At 58.5% G+C, this 25914-nt stretch carries 22 protein-coding genes and 1 pseudogene; 10 read left to right on the top strand and 13 right to left on the bottom strand.

Features of this window, described 5'->3' with window-relative positions; translation table 11 throughout:
• Positions 1–5: 5 nt before the first annotated feature.
• Positions 6–548 carry a hypothetical protein gene (locus I2H19_RS03960; protein WP_195621407.1) on the top strand — a complete coding sequence of 181 codons (543 nt, stop codon included), beginning with the start codon at positions 6–8 and terminating at the stop codon, positions 546–548.
• 210 nt (positions 549–758) lie between these two features.
• Here the strand turns inward: I2H19_RS03960 and I2H19_RS03965 are convergent, their stop codons facing one another.
• The gene (locus I2H19_RS03965; protein WP_195621409.1) at positions 759–1178 is read right to left on the bottom strand and encodes a YjdF family protein; all 420 of its coding nucleotides are present in this window, start codon (positions 1176–1178) and stop codon (positions 759–761) included.
• A 252-nt stretch (positions 1179–1430) separates the two neighbouring features.
• Between I2H19_RS03965 and I2H19_RS03970 the strand changes: the two genes are divergently transcribed.
• Positions 1431–2654: an ATP-binding protein gene (locus tag I2H19_RS03970; protein ID WP_195621410.1), complete on the top strand. Its 1224-nt coding sequence runs from the start codon at positions 1431–1433 to the stop codon at positions 2652–2654.
• Between the two features lie 424 nt (positions 2655–3078).
• Here I2H19_RS03970 and I2H19_RS03975 read toward each other — a convergent pair whose 3' ends face one another.
• The gene (locus I2H19_RS03975) at positions 3079–4017 is read right to left on the bottom strand and encodes an LPXTG cell wall anchor domain-containing protein (protein WP_229089773.1); all 939 of its coding nucleotides are present in this window, start codon (positions 4015–4017) and stop codon (positions 3079–3081) included.
• Positions 4018–4339: 322 nt separating this feature from the next.
• Here I2H19_RS03975 and I2H19_RS03980 point away from each other — a divergent pair, with 322 nt between their 5' ends.
• Positions 4340–4870, top strand: a complete 531-nt coding sequence (locus tag I2H19_RS03980) for a flavodoxin family protein (RefSeq protein ID WP_195621412.1) — start codon at positions 4340–4342, stop codon at positions 4868–4870.
• A gap of 108 nt (positions 4871–4978) precedes the next feature.
• On the opposite strand, the gene I2H19_RS03985 is transcribed toward I2H19_RS03980, so the two are convergent.
• Positions 4979–5116, bottom strand: a complete 138-nt coding sequence (locus tag I2H19_RS03985) for a hypothetical protein (protein ID WP_195621415.1) — start codon at positions 5114–5116, stop codon at positions 4979–4981.
• 136 nt (positions 5117–5252) lie between these two features.
• Here I2H19_RS03985 and I2H19_RS03990 point away from each other — a divergent pair, with 136 nt between their 5' ends.
• On the top strand, positions 5253–6461 hold the full coding sequence (locus I2H19_RS03990; RefSeq protein ID WP_195621417.1) for an ATP-binding protein: 1209 nt from the start codon (positions 5253–5255) through the stop codon (positions 6459–6461).
• A 179-nt stretch (positions 6462–6640) separates the two neighbouring features.
• On the opposite strand, the gene I2H19_RS03995 is transcribed toward I2H19_RS03990, so the two are convergent.
• The 3 genes from I2H19_RS03995 to I2H19_RS04005 form a co-directional block, all read right to left on the bottom strand.
• Positions 6641–8881, bottom strand: a complete 2241-nt coding sequence (locus I2H19_RS03995) for a DNA gyrase subunit A (protein WP_195621420.1) — start codon at positions 8879–8881, stop codon at positions 6641–6643.
• Positions 8882–8926: 45 nt separating this feature from the next.
• Positions 8927–10924 (bottom strand): DNA gyrase/topoisomerase IV subunit B, encoded by a 1998-nt coding sequence (locus I2H19_RS04000; RefSeq protein WP_055309971.1) that lies wholly within the window; start codon positions 10922–10924, stop codon positions 8927–8929.
• A 261-nt stretch (positions 10925–11185) separates the two neighbouring features.
• The gene (locus I2H19_RS04005) at positions 11186–12973 is read right to left on the bottom strand and encodes a DUF3825 domain-containing protein (protein ID WP_195621422.1); all 1788 of its coding nucleotides are present in this window, start codon (positions 12971–12973) and stop codon (positions 11186–11188) included.
• 348 nt (positions 12974–13321) lie between these two features.
• On the opposite strand from I2H19_RS04005, the gene I2H19_RS04010 reads away from it, so the two are divergent.
• Positions 13322–14341, top strand: a complete 1020-nt coding sequence (locus I2H19_RS04010) for a hypothetical protein (RefSeq protein WP_195621424.1) — start codon at positions 13322–13324, stop codon at positions 14339–14341.
• 112 nt (positions 14342–14453) lie between these two features.
• Here the strand turns inward: I2H19_RS04010 and I2H19_RS04015 are convergent, their stop codons facing one another.
• The 4 genes from I2H19_RS04015 to I2H19_RS04030 all read right to left on the bottom strand — a co-directional run bounded on the left by I2H19_RS04015 (position 14454) and on the right by I2H19_RS04030 (position 20394).
• On the bottom strand, positions 14454–18188 hold the full coding sequence (locus tag I2H19_RS04015; RefSeq protein ID WP_195621426.1) for a hypothetical protein: 3735 nt from the start codon (positions 18186–18188) through the stop codon (positions 14454–14456).
• Positions 18170–18817 carry a hypothetical protein gene (locus I2H19_RS04020; protein WP_195621428.1) on the bottom strand — a complete coding sequence of 216 codons (648 nt, stop codon included), beginning with the start codon at positions 18815–18817 and terminating at the stop codon, positions 18170–18172. The genes I2H19_RS04015 and I2H19_RS04020 overlap by 19 nt, the downstream gene beginning before the upstream one ends.
• 156 nt (positions 18818–18973) lie before the next feature.
• Positions 18974–19978, bottom strand: a complete 1005-nt coding sequence (locus tag I2H19_RS04025) for a helix-turn-helix domain-containing protein (protein WP_195621430.1) — start codon at positions 19976–19978, stop codon at positions 18974–18976.
• A 143-nt stretch (positions 19979–20121) separates the two neighbouring features.
• On the bottom strand, positions 20122–20394 hold the full coding sequence (locus tag I2H19_RS04030) for a hypothetical protein (protein ID WP_195621432.1): 273 nt from the start codon (positions 20392–20394) through the stop codon (positions 20122–20124).
• A 241-nt stretch (positions 20395–20635) separates the two neighbouring features.
• On the opposite strand from I2H19_RS04030, the gene I2H19_RS04035 reads away from it, so the two are divergent.
• The 3 genes from I2H19_RS04035 to I2H19_RS04045 are packed head-to-tail and all read left to right on the top strand — an operon-like array spanning position 20636 to position 21863.
• Positions 20636–20953 carry a PadR family transcriptional regulator gene (locus I2H19_RS04035; protein WP_195621433.1) on the top strand — a complete coding sequence of 106 codons (318 nt, stop codon included), beginning with the start codon at positions 20636–20638 and terminating at the stop codon, positions 20951–20953.
• A complete protein-coding gene (locus I2H19_RS04040) occupies positions 20943–21566 on the top strand; it encodes a DUF1700 domain-containing protein (protein ID WP_195621434.1) in 624 nt (207 codons plus the stop codon). Before I2H19_RS04035 ends, I2H19_RS04040 begins: the two co-directional genes overlap by 11 nt.
• A 15-nt stretch (positions 21567–21581) precedes the next feature.
• A complete protein-coding gene (locus I2H19_RS04045; RefSeq protein WP_195621515.1) occupies positions 21582–21863 on the top strand; it encodes a hypothetical protein in 282 nt (93 codons plus the stop codon).
• Between the two features lie 60 nt (positions 21864–21923).
• On the opposite strand, the pseudogene I2H19_RS10105 reads toward I2H19_RS04045, so the two are convergent.
• Positions 21924–22151: pseudogene (locus I2H19_RS10105) on the bottom strand (leucine zipper domain-containing protein); the annotation flags it as partial.
• Between the two features lie 376 nt (positions 22152–22527).
• Between I2H19_RS10105 and I2H19_RS04055 the strand changes: the two are divergent.
• Together I2H19_RS04055 and I2H19_RS04060 are read left to right on the top strand one after the other, a co-directional pair.
• The gene (locus tag I2H19_RS04055) at positions 22528–23070 is read left to right on the top strand and encodes a hypothetical protein (RefSeq protein WP_195621435.1); all 543 of its coding nucleotides are present in this window, start codon (positions 22528–22530) and stop codon (positions 23068–23070) included.
• Entirely contained in the window at positions 23060–23824 is a 765-nt protein-coding gene (locus I2H19_RS04060; RefSeq protein ID WP_195621436.1) for a trypsin-like peptidase domain-containing protein, read from the top strand. Before I2H19_RS04055 ends, I2H19_RS04060 begins: the two co-directional genes overlap by 11 nt.
• A 162-nt stretch (positions 23825–23986) precedes the next feature.
• On the opposite strand, the gene I2H19_RS04065 is transcribed toward I2H19_RS04060, so the two are convergent.
• Both I2H19_RS04065 and I2H19_RS04070 read right to left on the bottom strand, forming a co-directional pair.
• Entirely contained in the window at positions 23987–25144 is a 1158-nt protein-coding gene (locus tag I2H19_RS04065; protein WP_195621437.1) for a HAMP domain-containing sensor histidine kinase, read from the bottom strand.
• Positions 25141–25833 (bottom strand): response regulator transcription factor, encoded by a 693-nt coding sequence (locus tag I2H19_RS04070; RefSeq protein ID WP_138111720.1) that lies wholly within the window; start codon positions 25831–25833, stop codon positions 25141–25143. The genes I2H19_RS04065 and I2H19_RS04070 overlap by 4 nt, the downstream gene beginning before the upstream one ends.
• Positions 25834–25914: the final 81 nt, after the last annotated feature.

Here is a 25914-nt window from a genome sequence, read left to right on the forward strand (position 1 = left end):
CCTCCGTGGGCGACGGGGCGCCGCAAGGCGTAGAATATCGCCCACCTGTAGGGGCCCGCAGCGATGCGGGCCCCGCTTCGTATGAAGGGGGCGTAGCCGATGAAGATCGTATCCACCTCCAGGACTTCTTCGACCTCGTCGAGGGCAACCGCGAGCTCATGCTTAAGCGCGACCGCCCCTGCATCGTGGTGGTGAGGCTGCGTTTCCACGGAAAGCGCAGGGACTTCGCCGTGCCGCTGCGTTCCAACATCGCCCCTAACGTGCCCAAAGACCAGTACTTTGCGTTGCCACCCCGCCCCACGACGCGCCCCGGCTGCCGCCACGGCATCCACTACATCAAGATGTTCCCCATAACCAAGGCCTACCAGCGCCGCTTCAGGACCGAGGGCTCGGCCTACTACGAGACGCTCCAGCGCATCATCGACGGCAACACCAAGCGCATTGTCTCCGAGTGCCAGGCATACCTCGACCGCTACGAGCGCGAGGGAAGGCCTCACTTTGCCGTCGACATCGACCGCATCGTGGGGCTGCTGGAGGGCGAGAAGTAGGGCACCTCGGCTCAGTCTCGAGCCATGCGGAGTCGCTCAGCATTTTTGAACGCCGCGTGTGCGTCCCAGATACTTGAGAAACAAGCTGTGAAGTGCGGTGGCGCGCCCGTGCCCGTGCATAGCCGTCACCATTAGCGTCTACGCGGCGTCGGCTTCAAGTGGAATTGACGCCGCTGCTGTATATGGTTTGCCTTGCTGCAAATGGCGGTATCAATGACCGCGATGCTTCTGCTTGTGCTTCAGTTTTCTCTGCTCGAAGCGCGCATCAGCCTCTTCCGCGCGGCGTCGGCTTCTTGCATGAGCTGACTCCTGCTTCATCGCTTCTCTCTGTGCCACGAGTGCCTGCTGCGCCTTTGTGCTCATCGCGGGCCGATTAAGGGCTTTCGCCGCCTCGCGAGCGCGTCGCTTGGGGTTCTTCGCGGGCTTGCTTGTTTCCGTGGACTCGTCGTCGAAGAACGAGAGCTTCTCCCATTCGCTTGTAACGAATCGCAGGATCTCCTCATCGGACGGCTCCGCGCCGAAGACGATGCGGGCGGCGTCATACCCGCCGTCCTCGACGTGCTCCGTCAGCCCGACCCAGAATTGGCCGTCGTGATATACGGTCAGGGTGGACGACACGCTGATCTGCATGGTTGGTTCCTCCTTTATGTAGATGTCCATGCAGAGAAGGGACAACCAAGGAGGCAGGTTACTGATGCGGACATCCGCACGCCCACGACTACCCGACGGGGACTGTGTTTTCATCTATGACGCGATATCAAGCGAGCATGGAAGAGTTGAAATAAGGTTTAAGACACCAATTTCTGCAAAATCGAAAAAAATAGGTGCCTTAACCGACGATTAGCGTCCTCTCTGATATGCTAAGCAGAGGAGGCGATTTCTATGAAACTGTATCATCGCGAACAGTACTTGAAAAAGATTCGACCGTTCTACGACGATGACCTGATCAAGGTGATCACGGGTATCCGCCGCTGCGGCAAATCGTGCCTCATGTCGACGATTGCCGAAGAACTGAGAAACCGTGGTGTCGAAGACAAGGACATCATCTACCTCGACCTCGACAAGCGCGGCAACCGCTCAATTAAGACGCCTGATCAGCTGGAGGAAAAAATCGAGTCGCTTCTGGCTGACAACGACTTCAAATACCTCTTCATCGATGAGGTGCAGAACGTCCGAGACTACGAGGAGGTCGTGAACGCCTATAACTCGGATGGCGGCTTCTCGATTTTCATCACAGGCTCCAACTCGTATCTGCTGTCTGGCGAGCTGACGACCAAGCTCACGGGCCGATACGTGGAGTTCGAGATGTTCACCCTGTCCTTTTCCGAGTTTCTCGATATGAAGAGGTTCATGGGCAAGGAGGTCGGTGACGCGCGGATCGAGTTTGACGAATATCTACGGTATGGAGGGTTTCCCCGGTCCCTGGAATACGATGACCCCGAGGCGAAGGCTCGCTACATCGAGGATGTCGTAGGGCAGATCGTCGACAAGGACATCAGGTCTCGCAACAAGATCCGGAACATCGATACGTTCAACCGTGTCATGACCTACGTCATCAACAACTACGGTGCGCCGACGATCCTCACCAACCTTCACGGCTACTTCACCAAGACAGAGCATATTGCCGTCGAGCGGCGGACAATCGCCTCCTATATCCAGATGCTCGTCGATGCCAAGGTGCTCTATAAATGCGAGAGGTTCGACCTTAAGTCCCGCAAATCGTTGCGCGGCGAGGAGAAGTACTACCTCGCGGATCCGGGTATCTATTTTGCGCGCAACGTCGATGTCCGGTTGAATTACGGGCCCTCGTTGGAAAACGCCCTGTACATCTATCTCCGCTCGAGGGGATATAAGCTATCCGTAGGCCGCATCGGGAAGCTGGAGTGCGACTTCATCGCGCGTAGACGCAACGCCTACGCCTACATCCAGGTCTCGATGACGATCGCCGATAGGGACGTGGAGGAGCGGGAGTACAGGCCGTTCGGCTACATCAGGGACGGATATCCGCGCTACCTTTTCACGCTTGACCCCCTGCTGCAGGAGAGAGACGGCGTCAGGCATCTGAACATGGTGTCGTTTATGAAAGACGACGGCGACCTAATTTGAGTGGAGGCCGGCTCCGATTCATGTCGGCATTGATTAATGCCCGCGATGCTTTTGCTTGCGCTTCAGCTTTCGCTTCAGCTTTCGCTGTTCGAAGCGCGCTTCCTGCTACCAAGGATGGAGCGTGCATTTCCGACACGCCTGCACGAGCGTGGAAATCTGGACGCATGAGCGTGGATTATCCACTCTCATTTTTTCGACATGTGCCGAGCCGGCGGCCCTAGTGTGCGCTGAGCGCGTGTGAGGACCAATCGAGCCGCCTGAATGAATAGCCATCGGGATAATCTTGCCCTGCCAGTCCATCTACAACCTGGCGTTCATCTCGCCCGTCTCGTTGTTCACTCCCGGGATGGTTGCCTCTTTGACCTCGTTGAAATCCACCAGCATCGGTACGTTTCTTTCCGTGCGTCGATTTGCCATATTTTAGCTAGCTGTTGCGGCTCCTTGTTGCGGAAATGCCGGCTGCTGCGATCGCTACGCCAACTGCGCTCAAGACGACTGCCGTTGCGCCGTTGTCGCCTGTTGCGGGCAGGACGGTCTCGGTGTGCTTAACGACCGCTGGTGTCTTGGCGGGGGAGGAGGCTGCGGCTGGCTTTTCTGTTTTAGGCTGCGGCGTGGGCTCGGGCTTGGTTTCTGGATTGGGTTTGACCTCGGGATTCGGTTTCACCTCTGGGTTCGGCTTGACGTCAGGGCTGGGCTCGGGATCGGTCGTGTCGGTTGCAATCAAATGTACATCGCTGTCGAAGACGTAGCGTATGTAGTAATCGTGTCGTGTCTCGCGCATAGTTCCCTGCGTGGTGTCGTAATCGCGGTCAACGTGTGTACCAAGGCAGGTTGAGCTGACGAGATTCAGCCTGTAAGGGATTTGGTCGTCGGCGTAACCGCCTGTAAAGACTACGGTTGCTCTTACGTGATTGTCGATCATGGTCAGGGCGATAGAGACGCTTGCCTCTTTGGGGTTCTCGGTTTTTATAAGGCTTTCGGTATCGGTGTCGACCTTGAAGAGGTGGACGGTGTCGTTAAGCCCGTAGGAGAAATCCTCGGGTTTGTCGGGGAAGTCGTAAACAAACGCCTCGTTCTGGATCAACATGAAAGCAGGGGGTAGCTCTAGGTCGTAGTAATGGTCGACAACGGTGGTAGCTGTGAAGTTGCCGTTCGTGTTGGTTTCGTCGCAGGTAATGGGCGTTGCGGTATCGGGTTCGGGCATTTCGGCCGCCAGTGCCGCGCCGGGTAGCAAAAGCAGCCCCGCCATAAGAATGCATACTCCGAAAGCAGCGACTCTGACACCTGTATGACGCATGGCGTTGCGGATAGACAGGCTGGTCCGTTTGTTCTGGGTTTGAGGTGTAACACACTGTCCATACATAAGGCGCTCCTTGTTCGTAGGCCGGTTTCCGTGGGTCTATATTGCGCCTGTCCGATTCGGCCAGGTTCATACACGCGAACGCTCACGCGAGCAGGGAGAAAGCTCAAGTTAATTTTCCCACAGCCGACACTTTGCGAGCAACATTCTGCCCGCTTGATTCTTGGAGAGAGAATTAAGGTTGCCGGGGAGTTATCAACCAATGGAATTGTGTCTAGAGAGTGCGAACAAGAGATGTGGTCTGCAGACAACTGAATAGCTCCATCCGGTTTGGTTAAAACAGAAAGCGTGCCGCGCGCCTGCGGCATGAAGGAGGGAGATTCCTATGAATATCGTTGTATTGAGCGGTAGCCCGCGTAAGGGCGCCAATACCGACATTATGGTCGAGGCGTTTGCCGAGACCGCGCGTGAGGGCGGCCATACGGTCGAGGTCGTCCGCGTTGCCAGCAAGAAGATCACTGGTTGCCTGGGATGCCAGTACTGCTTTGCCCATGAGGGTGCCTGCGTGCAGAAGGACGACATGGCCGGCGTGATCGAGTCGTTGAAAGACGCCGACATGGTCGTCTTCGCTTCGCCGATCTACTGGTTTGATATTACCGCGCAGGAGAAAGCCGCCATCGACCGCCTTTACGCCTTCGGTGCTACGGGCTTCCCGTTCACCAAGACGGCCCTTTTGCTCGATAGCCACAGCGAGGGCGTCTATGATGCTGCGATCGCCATGTACAAGTCCGCATGCGCATACTGCAAGTGGGAGGACCAAGGCGTTGTCACCATCAGCGGTATGACCGAGCGCGACAGCATGGCCTCCTCGCCCAAGTTGGAAGAGGTGCAAGAGCTCGCTCGCAAGCTGGCCTAAGGACAAGAAGAGCGCATGGCAATCGGCACGAGCGGAAATGCTTGCTGTCCTTACCAAGAGGATTGCTGATTGCCAAGCGTTGATGCTCTCGCGGGCAATTCCGGCGAGCTAAAACGCCTTCTCGCTCAAGAACTCCCTGAATGCGGGGATGTCAAAGCCCACGAGGCCACGTCCGCGCTCCCCGATAACGCCGTCTTCGAGGAGGCGGCGTTTGTACTGACTTGCGTAGTTTCTAGCGACGCCCATGCGCTTGGCTATCTCCGAGACCCTGCTGGGGCCAGAATCGAACAGAAGACTGAGGGTGAAAATCGGGAGTTCTATTCCCGATTTTGACCGATTTAGGTTTGTGCGAGATAATGAACTCCGAACAGGAGGCGATTCTATGTACATCGAGCGCGAAATTGAACAGACGATAGATTCGATGCTGGGGCAGGGAAAAGTTGTCCTGGTGACCGGGGCGCGCCAAGTTGGGAAGACGACGGTTCTCAAGCAACATCTGGGCGACCGATTCGACTATGTTTCGATGGAGAACCCGCGGGATTATCTCCTTGCAAAAGAGGATGCCGCCCTGTTTTTCGAGTCTCATGATCTGCCGATTATCATCGATGAGATTCAGCGCGTGCCTGAGCTTTTTTCTCCGGTGAAGTGGGTTGTTGATCAATCAGGGGAGAAGGGCCGAATCGTCCTCACAGGATCCCAGACATATCACCTCATGAAGGGGGTGAGCGAATCTTTGGCGGGGAGGATCAGAATCTTGGAGATGCCCTCTCTAAGCTTGCGAGAGCTCATCGGCGGTTCCCAGAGTCCTCGTCCGTATATCCCCGAAAAGATTTCCTTAGCATCTAAGATGTCTTCGGGAAATATTTGGAACATCATCCATAGGGGTTCGATGCCCGAACTGCAAGACCAGAATATCGATTGGGACTCCTATTATTCCGACTACGTTGCCGCATATCTCGAACGCGATGTTCGCGATCTTGTAAACGTGAAGGATGAGGCGAAGTTCTACAGCTTTATGGTCGCGTGCGCAGCGAGAACGGGGCAACTGTTGAATGCCACCGATATTGGAAACACCGTTGATGTCGACCGTAAGACGGTAAAGGCTTGGCTCTCGGTTTTGCAGGCGTCGAACATCGTTCGGATTGTCGAGCCCTTTTGGCCTAATGTCGATAAGCGTCTGACCAAGACCCCTAAGATATTCTTCATGGATACAGGTCTTGTTTGTCATCTAACGAGATGGATAACGCCGGAGCAATTGCGCAACGGGGCTGCGGCGGGGCATATATTTGAGACGTTCGTAGTCTCGGAAATTTTGAAGAGCTTTATGAATGCGGGGAAGAGCCTTCGTGATGTATGGTTCTACCGGGATCAAAAGAAGCGCGAAATCGATTTGCTCATCCAAGAGGGTCGTATCTTACATCCCGTCGAGGTGAAGATGTCTGCTACGGTGGGTAGAGACGCGGTGAAGAACTTTACCTGTCTTGAAGGCCTTTCTGGCTATGAGATTGGCTTTGGACACGTTGTCTGCCAAGCTCCGGAACCATACCTCATTACCAAGGATGTCCAGGCGGTTCCCGTGTGGTGCATATGATTTATGTAGCAATGGCGCGGTCTTGATTGATGGTTACCAAAGGATCGCTGATCGCCATGCGTAGTTGCTGACATTGTCGTCTTTGCCTTGCATGTCTAATAGCGGGGCCCGGAGCTCAGTATTTACTGCGCTCCGGGCCTCGTAGGTTTGTGGCTTGGACCAGCTCAATTGCCGTCGTCCTAGTCAAACAAGCTCGGCATGTCGTTTTCCTTCATGAGGGCACCGGCGGAGGGGAGGCTCTGCGCGGTGAACTTTTCGGCCGAGACGCCGGCGCCGAGGATGTCCTCGGTCGTGCCGACGGTGGTGACCGAGCGGCCCTTCTTGGCCGTGAAAGCCTGGACGCCCTGCGTGTTGGTGGTCGTCTTGGTCTTGAGCAGCGACGTGTTGAAGTTCATCAGGCGGTAGTCGCTCGAGACCAGCGCAATGTCGCGATCCTCCTTGAGCACCTGGGCATACAGCAGCTTGCTGCCGCCGTAGATGGCGTTCTTGAGGCGCTTGCGGTTGGTCTTGGTGACATATCCGGAAAGCGCGACACGCACCACGCGGCCGTTCTCAAAGACGAATAGCACGTCGGCCTTGTAGTCCTCGGGGTCGATAACCCAGATGACGCTCTCGTCGGGTTCCATCTCAAGATCGGTCGGCAGATACGAGCCCAGCTGGGCCGACTTGGTGTCTTCAAACTGCGCGGCCTTGCACTTGTACACCTGACTCTTGTTGGTAAAGACCAGCAGCTCGTGCGTGTTGGAGGACAGGAACTCGATAAAGGGCTTATCGCCGTCCTTGTACTTGAGCGTAGCGGCCTTCTTGAGCACGCGGTCGGTCATCTTTTTGAGGTAGCCGTCGCGCGAGAGCATGATGGTAACCGGGTACTCCTCGACCTCGGGTTCCAGGCTCACCTCGATAACCTCATGGGGCTCGATCCTGCCCGTGCGGCGCGGCATCACGTACTTCTTGTTGACCGCTGCCAACTCGTCGCTGATGACTTTCTTGATGTTCTCCTCGCTGGAGAGGATCTCCTCAAGCTCGGCAATCTCGCCCTCAAGCTTGGCAATGTCCTTGGTGCGGTTGAGGATGTACTCCTCGTTGATGTTGCGGAGCTTGAGCTCGGCAACAAACTCGGCCTGGGTCTCGTCGATGTCAAAGCCCTTCATAAGGTTGGGCACGACCTCGGCCTCGAGCTTGGTGCCGCGGATGATGGCAATCGCCTTGTCGATGTCGAGCAGAATTGCCTCAAGGCCGTGCAGCAGGTGCAGGCGCTCGGACTTTTTGCCCAGGTCAAAGTTAATGCGGCGGCGCGTGGACTCAATACGCCACTTGACCCACTCGTGCAGGATCTGGCGCACGCCCATAACGCGGGGATAGCCGTCGACCAGCACGTTAAAGTTGCACGAGAACGAATCCTGCAGCGTGGTCGAGCGATAGAGCTTGGCCATGAGCTTGTCGGGGTCGACGCCGCGCTTAAGGTCGATAGCGATGCGCAGACCCGAAAGGTCGGTCTCGTCGCGAATGTCTGCGATCTCCTTGACCTTGCCCTCTTTGGAGAGCTTGACGATGCGCTCGATAATGACATCGGTCTTGGTGGTGTAGGGGATCTCATAAACCTCGATGATGCGCTCTTCGGGAATCCAGCGCCAGCGGGAGCGGATCTGGAAGCTGCCAAGACCGGTCTCGATAATCTTTTCCATCTCCTCGCGGCGGTAGATAATCTCGCCGCCGGTCGAGAAGTCGGGCATGGGCATGTACTCGAGCAGGTCGCAGTCGGGGTCCTGTAGGTAATGCATGGTGGCAGTGCATACCTCGTTGAGGTTGAAGCCGCAGATGTCGGATGCCATGGCGACGCCGATGCCCTTGTTAGCCGAGACGAGGATGTTGGGGAATGTGGTGGGCAGCAGGCGCGGCTCCTTCATGGCGCCGTCGTAGCTGTCGACGAAGTCGACCGGGTCCTTGTCGATGTCCTTGAAGATCTCGGCGCTGATGGGGGAGAGCTTGGCCTCGGTATAACGCGAGGCGGCGTAGCTCAGATCGCCCGAATAGTACTTGCCAAAGTTGCCCTTCGACTCAACGAAGGGGGCGAGCAGCGCCTCGTTGCCGGTGGCCAGACGCACCATCGTCTCGTAGATCGCGGCGTCGCCGTGCGGGTTGAGCTTCATGGTCTGGCCCACGATATTGGCGCTCTTCTGGCGCTCGCCCTTGAGCAGGCCCATCTTGTACATGGTGTAGAGCAGCTTGCGGTGCGAGGGCTTAAAGCCGTCGATCTCGGGGAACGCACGCGAGACGTTGACGCTCATGGCGTAGGGCATGTAGTTGACCTCGAGCGTCTGCGTGATCGGCTGGTCGGTGACCTCGGAGTGCAGGCCGATGACGTTCTCGGCGTTGACCTGCTTTTTCTTTGGCTGGTTCTTCGTCTTCTTCTTTGCCACGATTTCCTCTTGAACTTCTTATGGGCCGTCGTTATCGATTTGCTGCTACTGCAGGTCCAGCTGGTCCAGGTATTCCTTGCCGTGCTCGGAGATATGGCGCTTGCGGCCTGCCTCGTCGTTGCCCAGCAACAGGTTGAACATAGTTTCCATCTTGGTGACGTCCTCGGGCTCCACCTTGATCAGACGACGCGTCTCGGGGTTCATGGTAGTGAGCCACATCATGTCCGGATCGTTCTCACCAAGACCCTTGGAGCGGTTGATGGAACACTTCTGGTCGCCGATCTCCTTGAGGATGCCGTTCTTCTCGAGCTCGGTGTAGGCAAAGTAGGTCTTCTCTTTGCAGTTGATCTCGTAGAGCGGCGACTCGGCGATATACACGTAGCCTTCGTCGATAAGCGTGGGCACCAGGCGGTAGAGCATGGTGAGCACGAGCGTGCGGATGTGATAACCGTCGACGTCGGCGTCCGTACAGATGATGACCTTGTTCCAGTTGAGGTTGTCCAGGTCAAAGGCGCCGAGGTTCTTGATGCGCTTGTCCTTGATCTCCACGCCGCAGCCCAGCACGCGCATGAGGTCCATGATGATGTCGGACTTAAAGATGCGCGGATAGTCTTCCTTCAGGCAGTTGAGGATCTTGCCGCGAACGGGCATAACGCCCTGGAACTCGGCATCGCGCGAGGTGCGAATGGCGCCTGCTGCCGAGTCGCCCTCTACGATGTAGATCTCGCGACGGCTCTTGTCCTTGGAGCGGCAGTCGATGAACTTCTGCACGCGGTTGGCCATGTCGGTCTTTTGCTGCAGGTTGGTCTTGATGCTCTGGCGCGTCTTCTCGGCATTCTCGCGCGAGCGCTTGTTGATGAGCACCTGCTCCATGATCTTGTTGGCGGCGTCCTTGTTTTCGATCAAGTAGGTCGAGAGACGCTCCTTAAAGAAGGCAGTCATGGCCTGCTGGATAAAGCGGTTATTGATGGCCTTCTTGGTCTGGTTTTCGTAGGACGTTTGGGTGGAGAAGCAGTTGGTCACAAGCACCAGGCAGTCTTGGACGTCTTGCCACTTAATGCCGCTCTCGTTTTTGTTGTATTTGCCCTGTTGCTTAATGTAAGCATCGATGGCGCTAGTCAGAGCGCTGCGAGCGGCCTTCTCGGGCGAACCGCCATTCTCGAGCCAGGAGGAGTTGTGGTAGTACTCCTGCATCATGAAGGTGCGCGAGAAGCACATACACGCGGTGATCTTTACGTTGTAATCGGGCAGGTCCTCGCGATCGCGACCGCGACGGTCGGCCTCGATAAAGAAGGGCTCGGTAAGGTAGTCGGTACCGACCTTCTCGAGCACGTAGTCCTCGATGCCCTTGGGATAGCAAAAATCCTCTTCGGAAAACTCGCCGTCGTCGCCCTCGATGCGCAGGCGGAAGGTCACGTTGGCGTTGACCACGGCCTGTCGGCGCATGGTTTCGCGATACCAATCGTGGGGAATGCTAATCGAGGTAAAGACCTCGAGATCGGGGCGCCACTTGATGGTGGTGCCGGTGCGGTTTTCGTCGCTGGGTTCAATCTCGAGTGCCTTCTTTTTAGCGCCGACAACCTTGCCCTTTTTAAAGTGTAAGGAGTACTTGTTGCCGTCACGCCAGACGGTGACGTCCATGTACTCGGAAGCGTACTGGGTCGCGCAGGAGCCCAGGCCGTTGGTGCCGAGCGAGAAGTCGTAGTCGCCGCCCTGGTTGTTGTTATACTTGCCACCGGCGTAGAGCTCGCAGAAGACGAGCTCCCAGTTAAAGCGCTTCTCGGAAGGGTTCCAGTCGAGCGGGCAGCCACGGCCATTGTCCTCTACCTGGATAGAGCCATCGCGAAAGGCGGTAAGGGTGATGAGCTTGCCGTAGCCCTGGCGTGCCTCGTCAACGGCGTTGGACAGGATCTCGAAGGCGGCATGCGCGCAGCCGTCGAGCCCGTCCGAGCCAAAGATAACGGCGGGGCGCAGGCGTACGCGCTCCTCGTCCTTGAGCTGGCGGATACTGTCGTTACCATAGTTTGCGGTGTTTTTTGCCATACTCGCTCTCTCGGTGCTCCTTTGCTGCGTTTAAGTCATATAGATAGTCAAGGTAGCATAGCCCAGCCCATAGGCGATTCCAACCAACACGAAATCCATCGAACAACCGTTCGAAATTTGGTGGAACGGCGTTTACTCGGACAAAACCGACTCGGTTCTGTGCGAATAAGCGATAAAAAGCAAACCCCGCGCTCCTCCGTAGGGCGCGGGGCAAGAGAATCGGGTGGTTTAACAGCTCGGGACCTGCAGTGAGGTATTGAGTCAGTCGCTGTCCGGGCGGCTGATCAGGCGTGCGTTGTTGTAGGCCATCTTCATCGTTAGAATCGTCTGGCCGATATAAGCGCCGGACTCCATGAGCTCAACCACCAAGGCTACGTCGGGCCGGTCGTTTTCGGTCAGATCGAGCGGCAGCAGCAGGCTCATGGTGTTCTTGGTGGGGTAGAACGCCGGCACAGCGGTTTTGAAGTTCCACTCAACGCGCTTCTGGGCGAGCTCGATGGCATCGTCGAGTCTGTTGATCAGACGGCGCTTTACCTTGGCGTTATCCTCAACGGCTTCGCGCAGCTCGTCGTAGGCGGCCTTTTTAGCCGCGTCGTCATCCGCATTGACCGCCCTCGACAGTGCTTCGAGCGCATCGCTGCTTCCGCGCAGCTCCTCGGCAAGAAACGCCTCGGGCAGGCGGTCGATGTTGTCGAGCAGGATATGGTCGACGTCGCGTTGGAGCGTTCTGTTGCCGTCAAAGAGCAGGTCTTCCTTCTTTTCGAAGTAGGATGCACGCTGCGGAAGCGGGTCGAACGACGCAACGAGTTTCTTGCCCCACTGCTTTGAACCTGCTTTGCAGAAGGCTTCGAAGCGCCATGGGCATCCGTTGCTCGACGGCGAGAAGCAGGCATAAATGGCCTCGTAGGTGGGGTCGACGAGGCCGGTGTTGAATGCCGCGATTCCCTTGTCGCTGTCCTCGAGAACCTTGTTTTCGGACTGAAGGCGATAGAAGGTGTACATGAGGTAGCTGCGCAGAATCGAATAGTCCTTGGAGTCCTCGTCCTGCTCAAATCCCCATTTCTCATCCAGTGCGTAATCTGCCAGGCTCTCGATCATGCTGTCGATGTTGCCCAGATACGCCCAGTCGGTGAGTGCGCGACCAGCACGCACCTTTTGGAAAGCGAAGTTATCGACATAGCAGACGCGCCAAGGCAGCGCGCCCGGGCGATCCATTTTACGATCGCGTGTAATCGATACCTCGACCGGAGTCTCCCCGTCGTTTCGAAGGACGCTGATCGGGAAGATGACCTTGCCCTCGTAGAAGCGAATGATTCGATTGGAGAAGGCGAATTTCCAATCGCGATCCAAAAGGGCCGTGACGTCAATGTCGCGCTTTGCGTACTCGATGATTGTGTCGGTCCACCGCTGCGAGGTCCATGCAAATGACGAGAGTTCATTGCCAAAGGATGCGAATTCCTCGACGAGGTCCTGCGGGACGGGACCGTCAAGATAGTCCTCGGTCTGCTGCATATGCTCAAGGTTGCGTTCTAGGAGCGGGGGCAGCGGGGCTGCGACCGGATGGGTATCGGTGTCCGTGCTCGTGCTTGCAACAGGTTGGGTATGGGTTTCGACGCCTGGGGCCTTGGCCTCAAAATCTCGTCGCAGCTTCATACGGTCGGCAATGGGGACATACGAGAGGAACCAGGGGAGACCGTCCTGCGCATTTTCGGCTATCGACAGCTCAACTGCCGATCCGCTTACCGTCTCCAAGTGTGTGGCAAAGCTGACCGTTTTGGCATCGCGCATATAAAGCGCACCCTGGGCACATGCTTCTTTCCAGTCGGCGCAAAGCAGCGCCATAACATCGAGCCCCGGTCCATAGAGGCTTGAGAGCCTAGATTTAGAGGTATATGGAATCGATACAAAGCTGGCCAGGTCATCGTTAAACGAATCTAAGAGCTCGGGGGAGACGGGCGACGCTTTAAATTTGGGCGAATCGACCGCTCTTGCGATAACCGAGCGGTCCTCTTCGCTCAGGATGGCCTGTCCACATTTTGCCTCTTCCATACTTTGTCTCCTCCAAATAGTTGTTCGGTTTGGGCGAGCGGCCTGGACGCCGGCGACGATCCATTCCCGTTGCCCAAAATCGTTGAAGACATCATACGCTCTGATTGACGCCGCCGGCACTTCGGTTTTGCGCCCGGATGCTGGGACATGTGTCTCGTTTTATGGGCCGAGGGTATGCGAACCACGGCTCTTTTGGCCTGAAAGGGGGTCTAACGGGGCGTGATTTGGGCCGCGGGGCACTTCGTCGGTGCCGTATTTCGTCGTACGCTCATAGTGGAAGCCGATGCCACGGGGGACAACGAATGCCTCGGGCAACGGATGAGCTACAAGTCGAAAGGAGCGGTGAGGATGATGAAGCCCATGACGAAGAAGCTGCTGTTAGGAATTCCCACCGTGACGCTTTCGACCGTGCTGGCGTGTACGGTGGCAGGCTGCGGCGGTAGTGCTCCGAGCGGCTCGAGCGGGAGCTCGGGCGGCAGTGCTCCCGTAGAGAAGAAGGCCAAGGCCTATGAGTCGCAGACGGTCGAGGTGGCTGGCATAACCTATGAGTCGGTAGCCCACGGTACGTTCTATCGCGGTGACGCTAAGCTGCAGGACGGCTTTTACCTGCACGTCAAGATCACCAACAACAATGCAAAGAACAGGACGTTTAACTCCTTTAACGTGCATGCTGCCCAGGGCGATCTTGAGGCAGGCGACCCGCTGTTTACTTCCGGCAAGGCGGCAGTGCTCGACTACGTTGCAAGCGAGGCCCCCGATGGGCTTTACGAGGGCATCGACCTTTCCAAGAGGCGAGATATCGGTCCGGGCGAGACCGTTGAGTATGTCTACTTCTGGGCACCCAAGACGGCGTACTACGGGCCCATCACTGTCGAGTTCGTAGACGCTTACGCCCCCGCCAAGAATCATGAGGCCATGCACTTCGACACCACGGGATGCGAGACCAAGGAGTTCAAGGCGGCCGGCGGCGTGGCCGATTCTGGTGACGCGGCCAATATGACCGGCATCGATTGCGCATCGTACAGCATCGAGGCCGCCGATGGCTACACGCTGGATTCGTCCAACGAAGAGCACGAAAAGGCAGACTTCTTCCATGACGAGACTGGAGGACGTCTGCACATCAGCATCTTCCCGCGCTCGCCGGAGGAAGAGGTTGCAAGCCTAGAGCAGGTTTTCGAAGGCAAGGAAACAACAACCGACCAGGTCGAGTACAACGGCATAACGTGGCTGCGTTTTACCGGTCCCGACAACGGCCATACGCTGTTTGCGACGGCTCCCGCAACGGGCGAGACCGTCCGCGTGTCGATTGGCTGGAAGATCGACTGGGATGCCGCTGTGCCCATGATGGAAGCGCTGAAGCTCAAGTAGCGGGCTGCGATTCCCACGCCAGGCGACTCAGGGCTGGCTTCGGGTACCCGAGGCCAGCCCTTTTTGGTGTTCGATGAGCCGAGTCGGCGTCTCTCGCAAAGGTGACTGAGAGCTAGTGAGGCTTATCAGAATTGATCTCATCGGCGGTGTCGGTTTCGAGCGCCGTGCGGCGGGCGCTGTAGGCGACAAGGCCGGCACCAGCTGCGGCGAGTGCTGCAGCGGCTGCTGTCAGGGGGATGTTGCTGTCACCCGTTCCAGCAAGCGCGCCTGCTTTTCCGGAGAGCTTGTTATTGTCGTTGCCCTTGCCGCTGCCAGAGCCGCTTCCGCCGGAGCTGCCTCCCGTGCCGGAACCGCCGCCGCTCGAGCCGCCATCGCCGTCCACGGTCATCGGTGCATCGTGGAGTCCCGTCGTATTCGCGTTGCTGCTTACGCCCACCAGCACCTCTGCACGTTCGCATACCGCGTCGGGAATGTGGAGCTCGTGCAGCACGGCGCCCAGCGCGGAGTTTGCGCCCGGTCGAATCTCCTCGAGCGTTACGGGGTCGAGCGCCACCAGGTCGCGCGCCTTTGCGTAGAGCGTGACGCGTTTGCCCACCTCGTCGCTCCAGCTCTCCGGGATGGCGAAGCTCATACGGAACTGCGCTGTGCAACCCGGTGCCAGCACGGCGTTGCCGTTGTCGGCTACCAGCGGGTGCGTGGGGCGCACGCCCAGTGTCTCGACTGCGTACTTCACGTGTGCCATGTCGTTGGCCGAAGCATCCTCGGCAAGCTCCGGATCGTAGATCGATGCCATGCGCGCGTTCGCGCCGAATCCGATGGATGCGCTGGAGAACGGTTGGTTGGAGCCCTCTCGGTACAGATCGACTGTTCCTGCGGTCAGCAGCGTGTTGCCGTCGTTTCGCACCGTTACCGTAAACGACTCGCTTGCCGCCCCGGGCACCACGGCGCCCAGGTTGGCTATCGCGCCCAGTGGTGTGGCACATGCCACCAAGGGCACTTCGATGCCGTGCAGTTCTGCCTTGCTCTGCTCGGCGCTCACGATGTGCGTGGCAAGCGCTGAGAGCATGCCGCCCGAGGTCAAAAACGTCGTTATCTGATCGATGGGGTGCTCCAACTCGCAGAGCACGAATGGCTCCGTGAACAGGCCGTCGATCAGGGCGCTGGCGAAGATGCGGAAATGCTTGCCCATTACCGCCACCGGGTTGCCTTCTTCGTCGTAAGTCTGTCCCACCTTGCCGTCGGTGTTCTCTACGTACATCACGCACCGGCCGTTGTTGCTCATGCTAAACGACACCGGGCCGCAGCCAACTGCGCCCACGGGTGCCGCTGCAAATGCCGATGCGCCTCGCGTCCAGGTAACGTACTGCAGCTGCTCGTTGACGGTGGCCAAAAAGCCCGTGTGCTGCGGCCACGGTACCACGCGCGGCACCGAGGGGTCCGGCGACATGACGCCCCAACCCGCGATGGACTGACCGATCACGGCGTACGATGCGCAGCCACAACCGCTTGCAGTCTCGTATGCAACGGGCACCACCATTTTGCCGTTGATATTCTCGGGCGCGCCCAGCTCGATGCTCGACGGTGCCTGCGGAAAGCGGAGAACCTGACGGAACGTGAGGCTGTCGCCCAAATCATCCGACCACAGGGTAAAGCACTCGAGCGCGACTTCTGCCTCGCTGCCGAGCGCCTTCTCGGCGGTGGCTCCGCGACGGTGGAGATAGGCGCCCGACAGACGTCCGTCGACAAGCGTCTTGCCTACTGTGATACGCGGACATTGCAGGCAATGGTAGCCGTCCTCCTGCAGGCGGCCGCGCGAGATACTGCGCCACGACGTGTGCGATATCACGCGAACTTCGCTATTACGTATGCGCAGGCGCACAACGGACAGTATGCCGGATGTGCTCGCCGTGTCGAAAAGGGTGTTGTCGCCAGCGGGACGTTCGCCCGAGACGAGCAGCACGTAAGCGTCCGTGTGCTCCGCGCCATCGGTGTATTCCACCATGTCGAAGTCGTAATCGAACGTGTCATTGCGCTCCACGTCGCCCTCGCCAAAGCCCAGGGGGAAGTCGACCGGCATGGGCGCGGACCACGCTCCGTTTGCCTTCGTGTGTACCACTAGGCGCGAGCGGCCATCCTCGCCGTAGCGCACCGAAGCGATACGGAACAGGCATTCCACGCCGGCGATCTCCGCAAACTTCATGTGGGCTTCGCTGAGCACGCCAGTAAACAGCACGTTGTCGCCCGAGGGCTTTATGCCGCCGCGCTCGTCCTCCGACACGCCGGCAGAATTGGCGTTCGGGTCCGCAACGGCGTTCGTCGCCTGGCCGATGTAGGTGTACTTATACATCGGCGCGGCGTTTTCGCCATTCTCCATCAGAGCGTGGACGAAATGCTCGACCTGTCCCGTGTCAGCGCTCTCTGCATCCGTTTCGAGGTCGATACGCGTGACCGCTTGCTCCCAATCGCGCACGATCGGCGCGACGTTTAAGGCGGTGGCTGCAACTTCGGCGCATGCGAGCAGCTCGGCATTGGTGACGATGGTGGCCGACGCGATAAACTGCGGCACGCCGCCCGACTCGGCATTGCCGGTCGCGCCAAAGCAGGCATCCAGCGTATAAGGCGTATCTCCATCCAAGGCCAGCTCTGAGCGCTGGAGCACATACTGGTCGCCGTTGTTGACCGACATGTTCCATGAATCGGCGAGTGTGGGCCACGACCCCGACCAGGCCTTGGTGGTCCACTTGAACATCACGAACTGGAGTATCACGTCGACATCGACGTCTGCACCCACGCGCAGCCGCGGAAGCTGGTGGCCGTCCGCCTTCTCGTACCCAATGAACAGTGTGAGGGATGCGGCACCGCGTACGGCGGACGAAGCGACGCCTGCAACGCCGGCTCCAAAGGTGACGGCAAGCCCGATCTGGATGGTGAACGATCCCGACGTATTGGAATAGTCGAGCGAAATGTTTTTGAAGAACGCCGCACCGCTGCCGTGCGTGTGGGCGCCTACGGCGAGCGCCAGCTTCGCCAGCACCCAAGGGTTGACGTTTAGGAAAAACGGCACCGGGCCCAAGGTGAACTGCTCGGTCCAGTTGAGGTCGGTTTTTACTTGGAAGAGGGCCTTAATATTGCCGAACGCCGGATCGTTGTTATCGCCCCAAGTTTTGCCTACCCAGTCGTAGGCAAGCGATCCGTACACCTGTGTTGCGATATCCATCGTGAACAGCGGCGTGCAATGGTGACGAAGGAGCTTGGTGTTTCTTGGATCGGTGCCCGAACCGGCACTCATACTTTTGTACTGATTCCACTTCCCCTCCATCTCGTCGAGGTAGCGGTTTGCCTGCTTGGCGCCCGACTCGCGCGGCGATTTCTTCCAGTACTCTGGATCCGGATTGCCTGAATCGTTCATGTAGCCGACCGGTTTGTATCCTCCGCCAAACAGCACGTACCCGGCAAACGAGAAATCGAAGAGAATCGGAAACGTGGGCATCCAGCAGGTGAACTTGTTGCCGCCGATGCCGGGGAACGCCGCGGGGAAATCAAACGGAGTGATCTCTTGGTCCATGGTAGTGGGGACGATAGTGGTCGAGCTCGATTCCGCCTTTGCGGCTGGCGCGGTGACAACGGCCATGGGGGAGGAGAGTGTATAGGTTTTGCCCTGATAGTCGAGGATAAAGCGCAGCCTGCATCCTTCTTCCAGAAGGCCCGAAGCTGCATCGAGGAACGTGTCTTCGAGCGTGAACGTCGCCAGATTATCCGCGCCCGATGCGCTGGCCTTGATCTGGCCGATCTGCGTGACGGTTTCGGTTGAGCTGCCCGCAGAGGGCATCACTTTATTGATATGCAACGTTGCCTGCCCGCCCTGCGGCAGATGAGCCTGCACGGTAAAAGCGTGCGTGTCGGGCTGGTCGTTTGCTGCTTCGTCCGCTGCATTGCCATAAACGTGGCGTCGGCGTACTGGATGTCCCATTCGTCGAACGTGAGCTGTCGAAAGTACGGCTCGCCATCGGAGAGCGGACGTGTGGGTGCGGTAATAGCGGTGCCGCCCTGGATACGCGCAAGGGGAATCTCGACATCGCGGTAGCCTGCCATGCTAATGGAGATGCCGCCGTTAAAGTCGTACGCGTCGAGAAGCGTTGCCTCGTCCACGTAGCCTTCTGAAAGAGGGGCGACCTCAAAGATGGCCGTGCCTTCGTCATCGGTCGTGGCGGTGAGCTGCTTGCCTGCGGCATAGCGCGATATGAGCGTGACCTGGGCACCCGTGATGGGCGTATTCTTGTTGGCGACGTCGACCACGACCACACCAAACATGGTGCGCGAGAGCACCAAGACCTTGAAGGGATCATCTTCGTCGGCGTATGCCTCGGCGGGGGCGAACGGCAATATGAAGGCGTTTGCGCTTCCCGGCACGCGCGGCAACATAATGCTCGCCAGCGAGGACGCTCCGGCAACAAGTAACGAACGGCGATCAAGCATCTTTGGCTCCCATCCCGCAGGTATCGGTGGAAATAATCCAATTTTGCGAGAAGGCATCCTGTCACGGTAGTGCCGTCCGAGGGCCAAAATGTCCAATTTGAGCGAGCGAAGCGCCGGGGCTCCGGGGCGCACGTGCCGCGCTAGGCAGTCTGGCCGCTAACGCAGCATATGCGCGACCAGTTCGGTGCGCGTGCCGATGCCAAGCTTTGCATACACGTTGGACAGTCGATTTTTAACGGTACCTGGCGACACGCCCATGTGGCGTGCGATTTCGGCGTTGGTCCATCCGCGGCAGGCGAGCATGGCCATGGTGAACTCCGTGGTCGTTAAATCGTCGGCAACGTCCTCGCCCGAATCGGGGTTGTGGATGCGCCGCCAGCCGTAGCTGAATCGATACGTAATCTCGATGATACGTGCGAAATCGTCAGGGTATTGCGATTTTAGGCATGCCTCGATGAGCCCCTGCAAAAGGCCGTGATGCTCGCCAATGAGCTCAATAAGGCCGTCGGGACGCGCAGTGTTCCAAGCAACTCCGAAGTGCGTTTTAGCGGCGTCGATGTCCTTGAGGCTCATGCATGCCATGGAAGCTGCCAGGTGCAGGAACAGTTCCGAGATCGGATAGCTCCCCTGTTTCATGATCAGGGCGTTTTCCGCCATGCCCAGACTGCGGCCATATTCGCCGCGCAGGTACAGGGCATGCGCCATCACGTAGCTGGCGAACAGGCGCAGGCCTTCGGGCAGATGCGCCGCAAGCGGATAAAACTCTTCGGCAGAATACGGGGAAGACAAGTGCAGCAGGACGCTTGCGGCCGAGGCGAACAGGATATGCGTGGCGTGGACGGCGGGTGATTCCTCGTCAGTTGGCGTATCGAGGATGCCCGCAAGACAACGGCGGGCGTCGGCGATACGGTTGAGCGACAGGCTGGCGTATCCGCAGATAAAGCATGCGGAATAGCGCAGTGCGGAATCGGTGGCGTCAAGATAGGGGCGCGCCGTCTTGGCAGCGAGGGCGGCCTGTCCGCGAAAGTACAGCGCTTCTGCCGTGGCGATGGTGCGTGAATCGGGGCCGGAAATGCCTGCAACCGCAGCGTCAATCTGCCCCGGCACAAAGGCGGTGCACATCAACGGCATGGGAACGCATGGGTAGCCATCGCAGTCCATCTTCCATCTCCCAACAGCTGGCAACAATAGCAGCAATTATACTCCTGTTGCTCGGGACTGGAATTTGTTGGTATCGCCTACGATTATGCCGAACGTATAAAGGAAGAGTCTATTGGCGATGCTCCCAAGGTGGCTACCGAAGCCTAGCTGACCTCGATATTCGGGAAAATTGCCACCCCTGCAAAAAGCTCTGTCGCAGCGATGGGAAACGCATCTTCTGGGCATTCCGGCGTCTCCAGCCAGCGCTGGACTGCTGCTGTCGCCTGCGCGTTGGCGAGCGGGGCGTGGGGACCGTCCGGCGACCAGCGGTGACGGGCGAGCCCTGCCGCGTACGTGGGACTCCATCGGCGTAGACCCATGACCCCCATGGCATCGGAGAAGTCCACCATGTCGTCCAGGACCTTACCGTCCGGCACGTCCAGCCTAGCGGCTCTCTTGAACCCAAGGTTGAAAGGGGGCGTTGTGCAAGGCGAATGGGGCCGAGTGGAAGTGGATCAAAAGAGCGTTACTTGACGTTTCATGCATAATGCCAACCGCCCCGCGACATCACGTTCGCAGCGCGCAGGGGCCGGAGAATCTTCGCGATGAGAGTTGACGTCTAATACCTTGCATCGTATAGTGCGTATAGCATAGTATATGACGAGAGGAGGTGTGCGGATGGAGGCACAGATGAAGCGCGGCTTCCTGGAGGCCTGCGTGCTCGCGGCCGTCTCCGGCGAGGAGTCCTACGGCTACCAGATCGTGAAGGACGTACCGGCGAGCATGGGGCTCACGGAGTCGACGCTCTACCCGCTGCTCAAGCGCCTGGAGAAGGCCGGGTGCATCACGGCGCGCTCCGCCGAGCACAACGGGCGGCTGCGCCGGTACTACCGCATCACGGACGACGGGCGAGCGCGCATCGAGGAGTTCCTGGCCGAGTGGCCGTCCGTACGGGAGATTTACGCATACGTTGAGGGGGCGCACCATGACGCGTGATGAGTTTCTGGGCCGGTTGGGCGAGCTGCTCGCCTGCCTGCCGGCCGAGCAGGTGGAGGAGACCAAGGCGTTCTATGCGGAGGCCATCGCCGATCGCATGGAGGACGGTATGAGCGAGGAGGAGGCCGTGGCCGCCATGGGCACGCCCGGCGAGGTGGCGGAGGCCACGCTCGACGACCTGCCCGCCGTGCCGCGCGCGATCGCGAGGACGCGCCAGCGCAGCACCGCGCTGCTGTGGGTGCTGACCATCGTGGGCTCCCCGGTGTGGGTGCCGCTGCTCGCCGCCTTCGCCGCCGTGGTCGTCACGGTCTATATCTGCATCTGGGTGCTGGCGCTCTGCGTGTGGATCGTCGCGGCGGCACTCGGGGGCGTGGGCGTAGTTGAGCTCCTGTTTGCCGTAAGCGGCGTCACCATCGGCCACTTCCCGTACACCCTCGCCTCGGCGGGCGTGGGGCTCGGCCTCGTCGGCGTGGCGCTCTTCGTTGGTGCTGGCGCTTGGGCCGCCTCAAAACAAATTGCGCGCCTCTCGGCGCTCTGGGCGAGGAAGGCCGCCTCGCCCTTCTGGAAGGGTAAGGGCGAGAAGGGCGGCGCTGCCGCGCATCTCGCGGCGTAGAAAGGAGTGAGTACCATGACCAGCGCGAAGAAGATCTACCTCGCCGTGGCGGGCGGGCTCGTTGCCGCGGGTGTTGTCCTCGCGGGCATTGGCTTTATCGCTTCGGGCTTCGACCCGGCCGTGTTCACAACCCAAATCGACACGCGCGACAGCACCATCGTGCTCGGCGGCGTCGAGGTGGACGACCCGATGGGCCTCCCCCTCATCGAGCAGCTCGCCGGAATCGGCGAGGTCGACACCTCCGGCATCACCGCGTCCGAGTCCCCTGCTGCTCCGGAGGCGCCCACCGCTCCCTAAGCATAGCGCGCCCGGCGCCAGCCCGGTCGGGGCGAGCGGCAGTGACGAGCGCGCCTCGCGGACCCGGTTCTCGATCTCGCGCGGCGTGGACCTCGCGAGCCTGCGCGGGCGGCTACTGCGGTCGGACATGGGCTCTCCGGACCTGCTGCGGCGCAGCCACTTGCTCGCCGTCTGGCGGCTGACGCCCATCTGACGCGCGGTCTCGGCGACGCCGAGGCCGGACTCTATGCGCGAGACGAGCGTCTCGCGCCCCCTCGGGGTGAGCCTTGCGTTAGGATGTTGCTCCATGGGAGGGCTCCTCTGCTGTTCGTCTAGACAACTCACAGCATGTGGGAGCCCTCCCTATTTGTCACTACCCGGGTGTAAACAACCTATTGGCACAGAACAGCTAGAACAACCGATGCCGCCTCACTGCGCCGAGAAACCCCCGGCGCCGTGAGGCGGGCGGCGGAGTGAGCCAACAGCAAAGCCATGCCGCTATTAGTAGCCTGTCGCCAGCAATCTGCAAGTCACTAGCACCCCACAGCCGTGCCGGCAGCATCCCTTGGTCGCCATATCAGCCGCACGGTATAATCTATCCATCGATATATTGGTTGAACCATGGTGTCTCTGCTGTGACCATAAACCTCCGCAAGACGCTAGGACCTTGTTCTAAGGAGATCTGGTGGAGAAAGGTCAAGAGAACCCACCACAAGACCAGGCGCTTGCCCATAGAGTCAGGTGGGCTGACCTCGACAGCGTATTCGAGCACATGGGCGACAATGCTAGCGTTGGAGAGGCAAGTAGCGGCATCCACCTCATAAATGACCGGGAGCACGTCGCCGTGCGCCAGGACCACGAGGTTCGCATCCCCAATGAATACCTGCAGGAATCATACGTCGGACAGCGCGACAGCGACCTGAGAAAAGCAAGGGAGATGCTCCTTCAGGCCAAGCAGGAGCGCCCTTCCTACAAACCTGACATCCTTTTAGGTCTTGCGACAACGTTCCTGGGCTGGTTTCTCGGGGGTTTGTCGTCATCTGTCAATCTCGCATCTTTGCCCGGTATCTTGATGCTCTGCGTAGCACCGTGTGGCGCAGTAGGACTCTTTGTCGCTTTTATCTTTATCCGAAAAGAAGAGAAGCAGGGCAAATCTGATCTGGCCGAGCGCGTCCTAGAACACCTGGCGGATCCCGATGACAAGGAGACCAAGACCGATGAACATTAATGATACGAGCACGCAGCTGCTCTTTACCACGGTCCCCATCGTGGGCATTACTACCGAAGGCACGGGCGTCTCGGGTACAGGATTCTTCTTTTCCTATGACCTTGAAGACGGGCGAAAAGTGCCCCTGCTCATTACCAACCACCATGTCCTCAAGGATGTGATTCAGGGTCGCTTCGTCATCAATCTAGCCGAAGGTGACGCCCCGTCACGCGAGACCATCAGCGTGAACTTCGACAAGTCATTCATCGAGGGGAAGAAGCTCGGAGAGCTCGACTTGGTTGCGATGCCGGTGGCCCCTGTTCTCAGCATGCTTGAAGAAAACGGGAAGAGGCCCTTCTACCGATCCATCGACTCTGGACTCATCCCGAAGAAGAGTGTGCTGGACAATTTGGCGGCGCTCGAGCAAATCACCTTTATCGGATACCCCAGCGGGCTCTATGACGACTACAACAAGACCCCCCTCATCAGGCAAGGCTGGACTTCCACGCCCGCTTGGAACGACTACAAGGGTAAGCGCGAGTTCCTCGTTGACGCATCTGTATTCGAGGGCTCCAGCGGCAGTCCCGCCTTCATCCTCAACCAGGGCAGCTATCCCACGACCGACGGAATTGCCATCGGCTCCAGGCTGCTGTTCATGGGCGTAATCACTCAGACGATTACGAAGGAGAAGAGTGAGCACCTCGATTTAGGTACAGTCATCAGAAGCGACGCGATGCTCGACAAGCTCAAACCTTTCGTGGAAGGTCTACTGTAGCTAAGAGCACCGTCAAAAGCAGTGACGCCCCTTTGCTCCTTTCCCGAGGATGAGGTGACTGAGCTCGGCATGCTGGTTGACATCTGGTTCCCCAACGGCTCATAGTACAGACTCATGGAAAGCCTTCGGGTTTTGTAAGGGCGGGACCCACTGGGCCTCGTTCTAGTTTTGCTGTTCGGTTAACGCTGCGGATCGTTTTGGAAGGCTTACGAGCATGGTGGTCCCGTTCTCGGAACTTGTTTCGACCTCTACCGTGCCACCGTGAAGCGCCGCAATTTCCCAAACAAGCGCTAGCCCGAGTCCTGCGCCGCCGTATGCCCTGCTGCGGGATTTGTCTAGACGAAAGAACGGCTGGAAGATGCTCTCACGGTACTGCTTGGGTATTCCCGGACCCTGGTCCTCGACTCGCAGGAACACGTGGCTGTCGTTGTCGCAGATGGAGACGTCGACATTCGAGCCGGGGCGGCTGTAACGGATGGCGTTTTCGACCAGATTGAACACCAGCCGATAGAGGAGCGTATCACTTCCGATTGTCAAAGCGTCTCCAGCACAATTGAGGGCTATGCCCTTATTCTCGGCAAGTGGCGCAAGGTCGGTGAGGACCTCTTCGGACAAGGGACCGAGTTCAACATCGTCCTCGCAAGGAACGCTGCGGAGCTCACTCATCTCGAGTAATACCTTGGTCATTCGAGACATGCGCTCGGTTTGTTCTTGTAGCAGGCCGAGCAGCTCGGCTGTTTCGGGTTGCAAACCGGAGTGCTCGGAGATGAATAGTTCAATCTGTGCTTGCATAAGGGCGAGCGGGGTGCGCAGCTCGTGTGCGGCGTTGCCGGTAAACTGACGCTGTGCAGAGAACCCTTCGCCAAGACGGGCGATCATGTCGTTGAAAGAGGCGCTACATCGTTGTAGCTCGGTGGGCACATCTTCACTGAGTCTGATTTCGCTTAGGTTGTCAGGCTGCACACGCTCAACCTGGGCGGCAAAAGCTCGTAGCGGTTTGAGCGCACGGCCGCTCACAAAGTATGCCAGCACGCCGCCAAGGAGTGTGACTCCAGCCGTGATGCACCAGGCTGTCGTGCCAAAAGACTCTTGTGCGTCGTTTACGACGATCGTGACCTCGTCATCGAGGGTCGCTTTCGTTGGGTCGAACGCCTGGGGCGAATCTTCGCCGGCTGCGCTAAGGGCCGAGACGTCGCTGCCGATAGCATCCATGTAGCGCATGCCCGTATAGCCGACCAGGCAGTTCGTCAGCACGCACGCAGCGCACGTGAGCAGTGCCGTCATAATCGTTATGCGCCATTGCAACGAAAGCCTTTTCATTCGCTATCCTCCATAACGTAGCCCTCTCCAATCCGATTGCGAATCGGGTCGTATCCCAAAGCGATGCGTAGCTTTTTGCGGAGTGACGAGATATGAACGCGGGTCGCGTTGCTAAAGCTGTTCACGCTGCTATCCCAAACGTGCTCGATAAGCTCCTCTTGGCTTACCGGACGCCCCTGATTAAGCATCAGGTATTCCAAGATTCCCGTTTCCTTGCGCGTAAGAGATAAAGTCTCGCTGTCCACGGAAGCGATGCGCGCCTTGGTGTCAAAGCGGAGCTTTCTGCAGGTTAAAACTACGTCGCTTTGTGTAAAGCGTCTGAGGGTAAGGCTGCGGATCCTTGCCGCAAGCTCGTCCAGATGAAACGGCTTGGTGAGGTAATCGTTGGCGCCGGCATCGAGTCCGGCGACTTTATCGGATACTTCGCCACGCGCGGACAGAATCAGCACCTTGGTCTCGCAGTCGGTTTTCCTAAGTTCCCTGAGTACGGTCATGCCGTCGATACGGGGAAGGTTGAGGTCGAGTATCACGAGGTCGAAGGCCTCAACGTCCAGTAGGTCGAGCGCCTCCTGTCCGTCGTGACAGCAGTCGACACTGTACGCCAAGTTCCGCAAGCTGCGCGCGATTGCGTCGCACAGCGCCCGCTCGTCCTCGACGATCAAAATACGCATAACAGTCTCCTTGCACATTTCAAATCGCGCTTAACACGGATTTTATAGCCGATATGGTCCAATGGTCGCGTAACGAAAGGAGTGGTCAGGTTGTTCAAA

The sequence above is a fragment of the Collinsella aerofaciens genome (genome assembly GCF_015560135.1).
Lineage (GTDB): Bacteria > Actinomycetota > Coriobacteriia > Coriobacteriales > Coriobacteriaceae > Collinsella > Collinsella aerofaciens_AN.

What these genes read in the sequence shown, in the direction of transcription:
- I2H19_RS03965 (WP_195621409.1), bottom strand. Translation starts at nt 1,178, where the DNA reads ATGCAGATCAGCGTGTCGTCCACCCTGACCGTATATCACGACGGCCAA.
- I2H19_RS03970 (WP_195621410.1), top strand. Translation starts at nt 1,431, where the DNA reads ATGAAACTGTATCATCGCGAACAGTACTTGAAAAAGATTCGACCGTTC.
- I2H19_RS03975 (WP_229089773.1), bottom strand. Translation starts at nt 4,017, where the DNA reads ATGTATGGACAGTGTGTTACACCTCAAACCCAGAACAAACGGACCAGC.
- I2H19_RS03980 (WP_195621412.1), top strand. Translation starts at nt 4,340, where the DNA reads ATGAATATCGTTGTATTGAGCGGTAGCCCGCGTAAGGGCGCCAATACC.
- I2H19_RS03985 (WP_195621415.1), bottom strand. Translation starts at nt 5,116, where the DNA reads ATGGGCGTCGCTAGAAACTACGCAAGTCAGTACAAACGCCGCCTCCTC.
- I2H19_RS03990 (WP_195621417.1), top strand. Translation starts at nt 5,253, where the DNA reads ATGTACATCGAGCGCGAAATTGAACAGACGATAGATTCGATGCTGGGG.
- I2H19_RS04000 (WP_055309971.1), bottom strand. Translation starts at nt 10,924, where the DNA reads ATGGCAAAAAACACCGCAAACTATGGTAACGACAGTATCCGCCAGCTC.
- I2H19_RS04005 (WP_195621422.1), bottom strand. Translation starts at nt 12,973, where the DNA reads ATGGAAGAGGCAAAATGTGGACAGGCCATCCTGAGCGAAGAGGACCGC.
- I2H19_RS04010 (WP_195621424.1), top strand. Translation starts at nt 13,322, where the DNA reads ATGATGAAGCCCATGACGAAGAAGCTGCTGTTAGGAATTCCCACCGTG.
- I2H19_RS04020 (WP_195621428.1), bottom strand. Translation starts at nt 18,817, where the DNA reads ATGCTTGATCGCCGTTCGTTACTTGTTGCCGGAGCGTCCTCGCTGGCG.
- I2H19_RS04025 (WP_195621430.1), bottom strand. Translation starts at nt 19,978, where the DNA reads ATGGACTGCGATGGCTACCCATGCGTTCCCATGCCGTTGATGTGCACC.
- I2H19_RS04035 (WP_195621433.1), top strand. Translation starts at nt 20,636, where the DNA reads ATGGAGGCACAGATGAAGCGCGGCTTCCTGGAGGCCTGCGTGCTCGCG.
- I2H19_RS04040 (WP_195621434.1), top strand. Translation starts at nt 20,943, where the DNA reads ATGACGCGTGATGAGTTTCTGGGCCGGTTGGGCGAGCTGCTCGCCTGC.
- I2H19_RS04045 (WP_195621515.1), top strand. Translation starts at nt 21,582, where the DNA reads ATGACCAGCGCGAAGAAGATCTACCTCGCCGTGGCGGGCGGGCTCGTT.
- I2H19_RS04060 (WP_195621436.1), top strand. Translation starts at nt 23,060, where the DNA reads ATGAACATTAATGATACGAGCACGCAGCTGCTCTTTACCACGGTCCCC.
- I2H19_RS04065 (WP_195621437.1), bottom strand. Translation starts at nt 25,144, where the DNA reads ATGAAAAGGCTTTCGTTGCAATGGCGCATAACGATTATGACGGCACTG.
- I2H19_RS04070 (WP_138111720.1), bottom strand. Translation starts at nt 25,833, where the DNA reads ATGTGCAAGGAGACTGTTATGCGTATTTTGATCGTCGAGGACGAGCGG.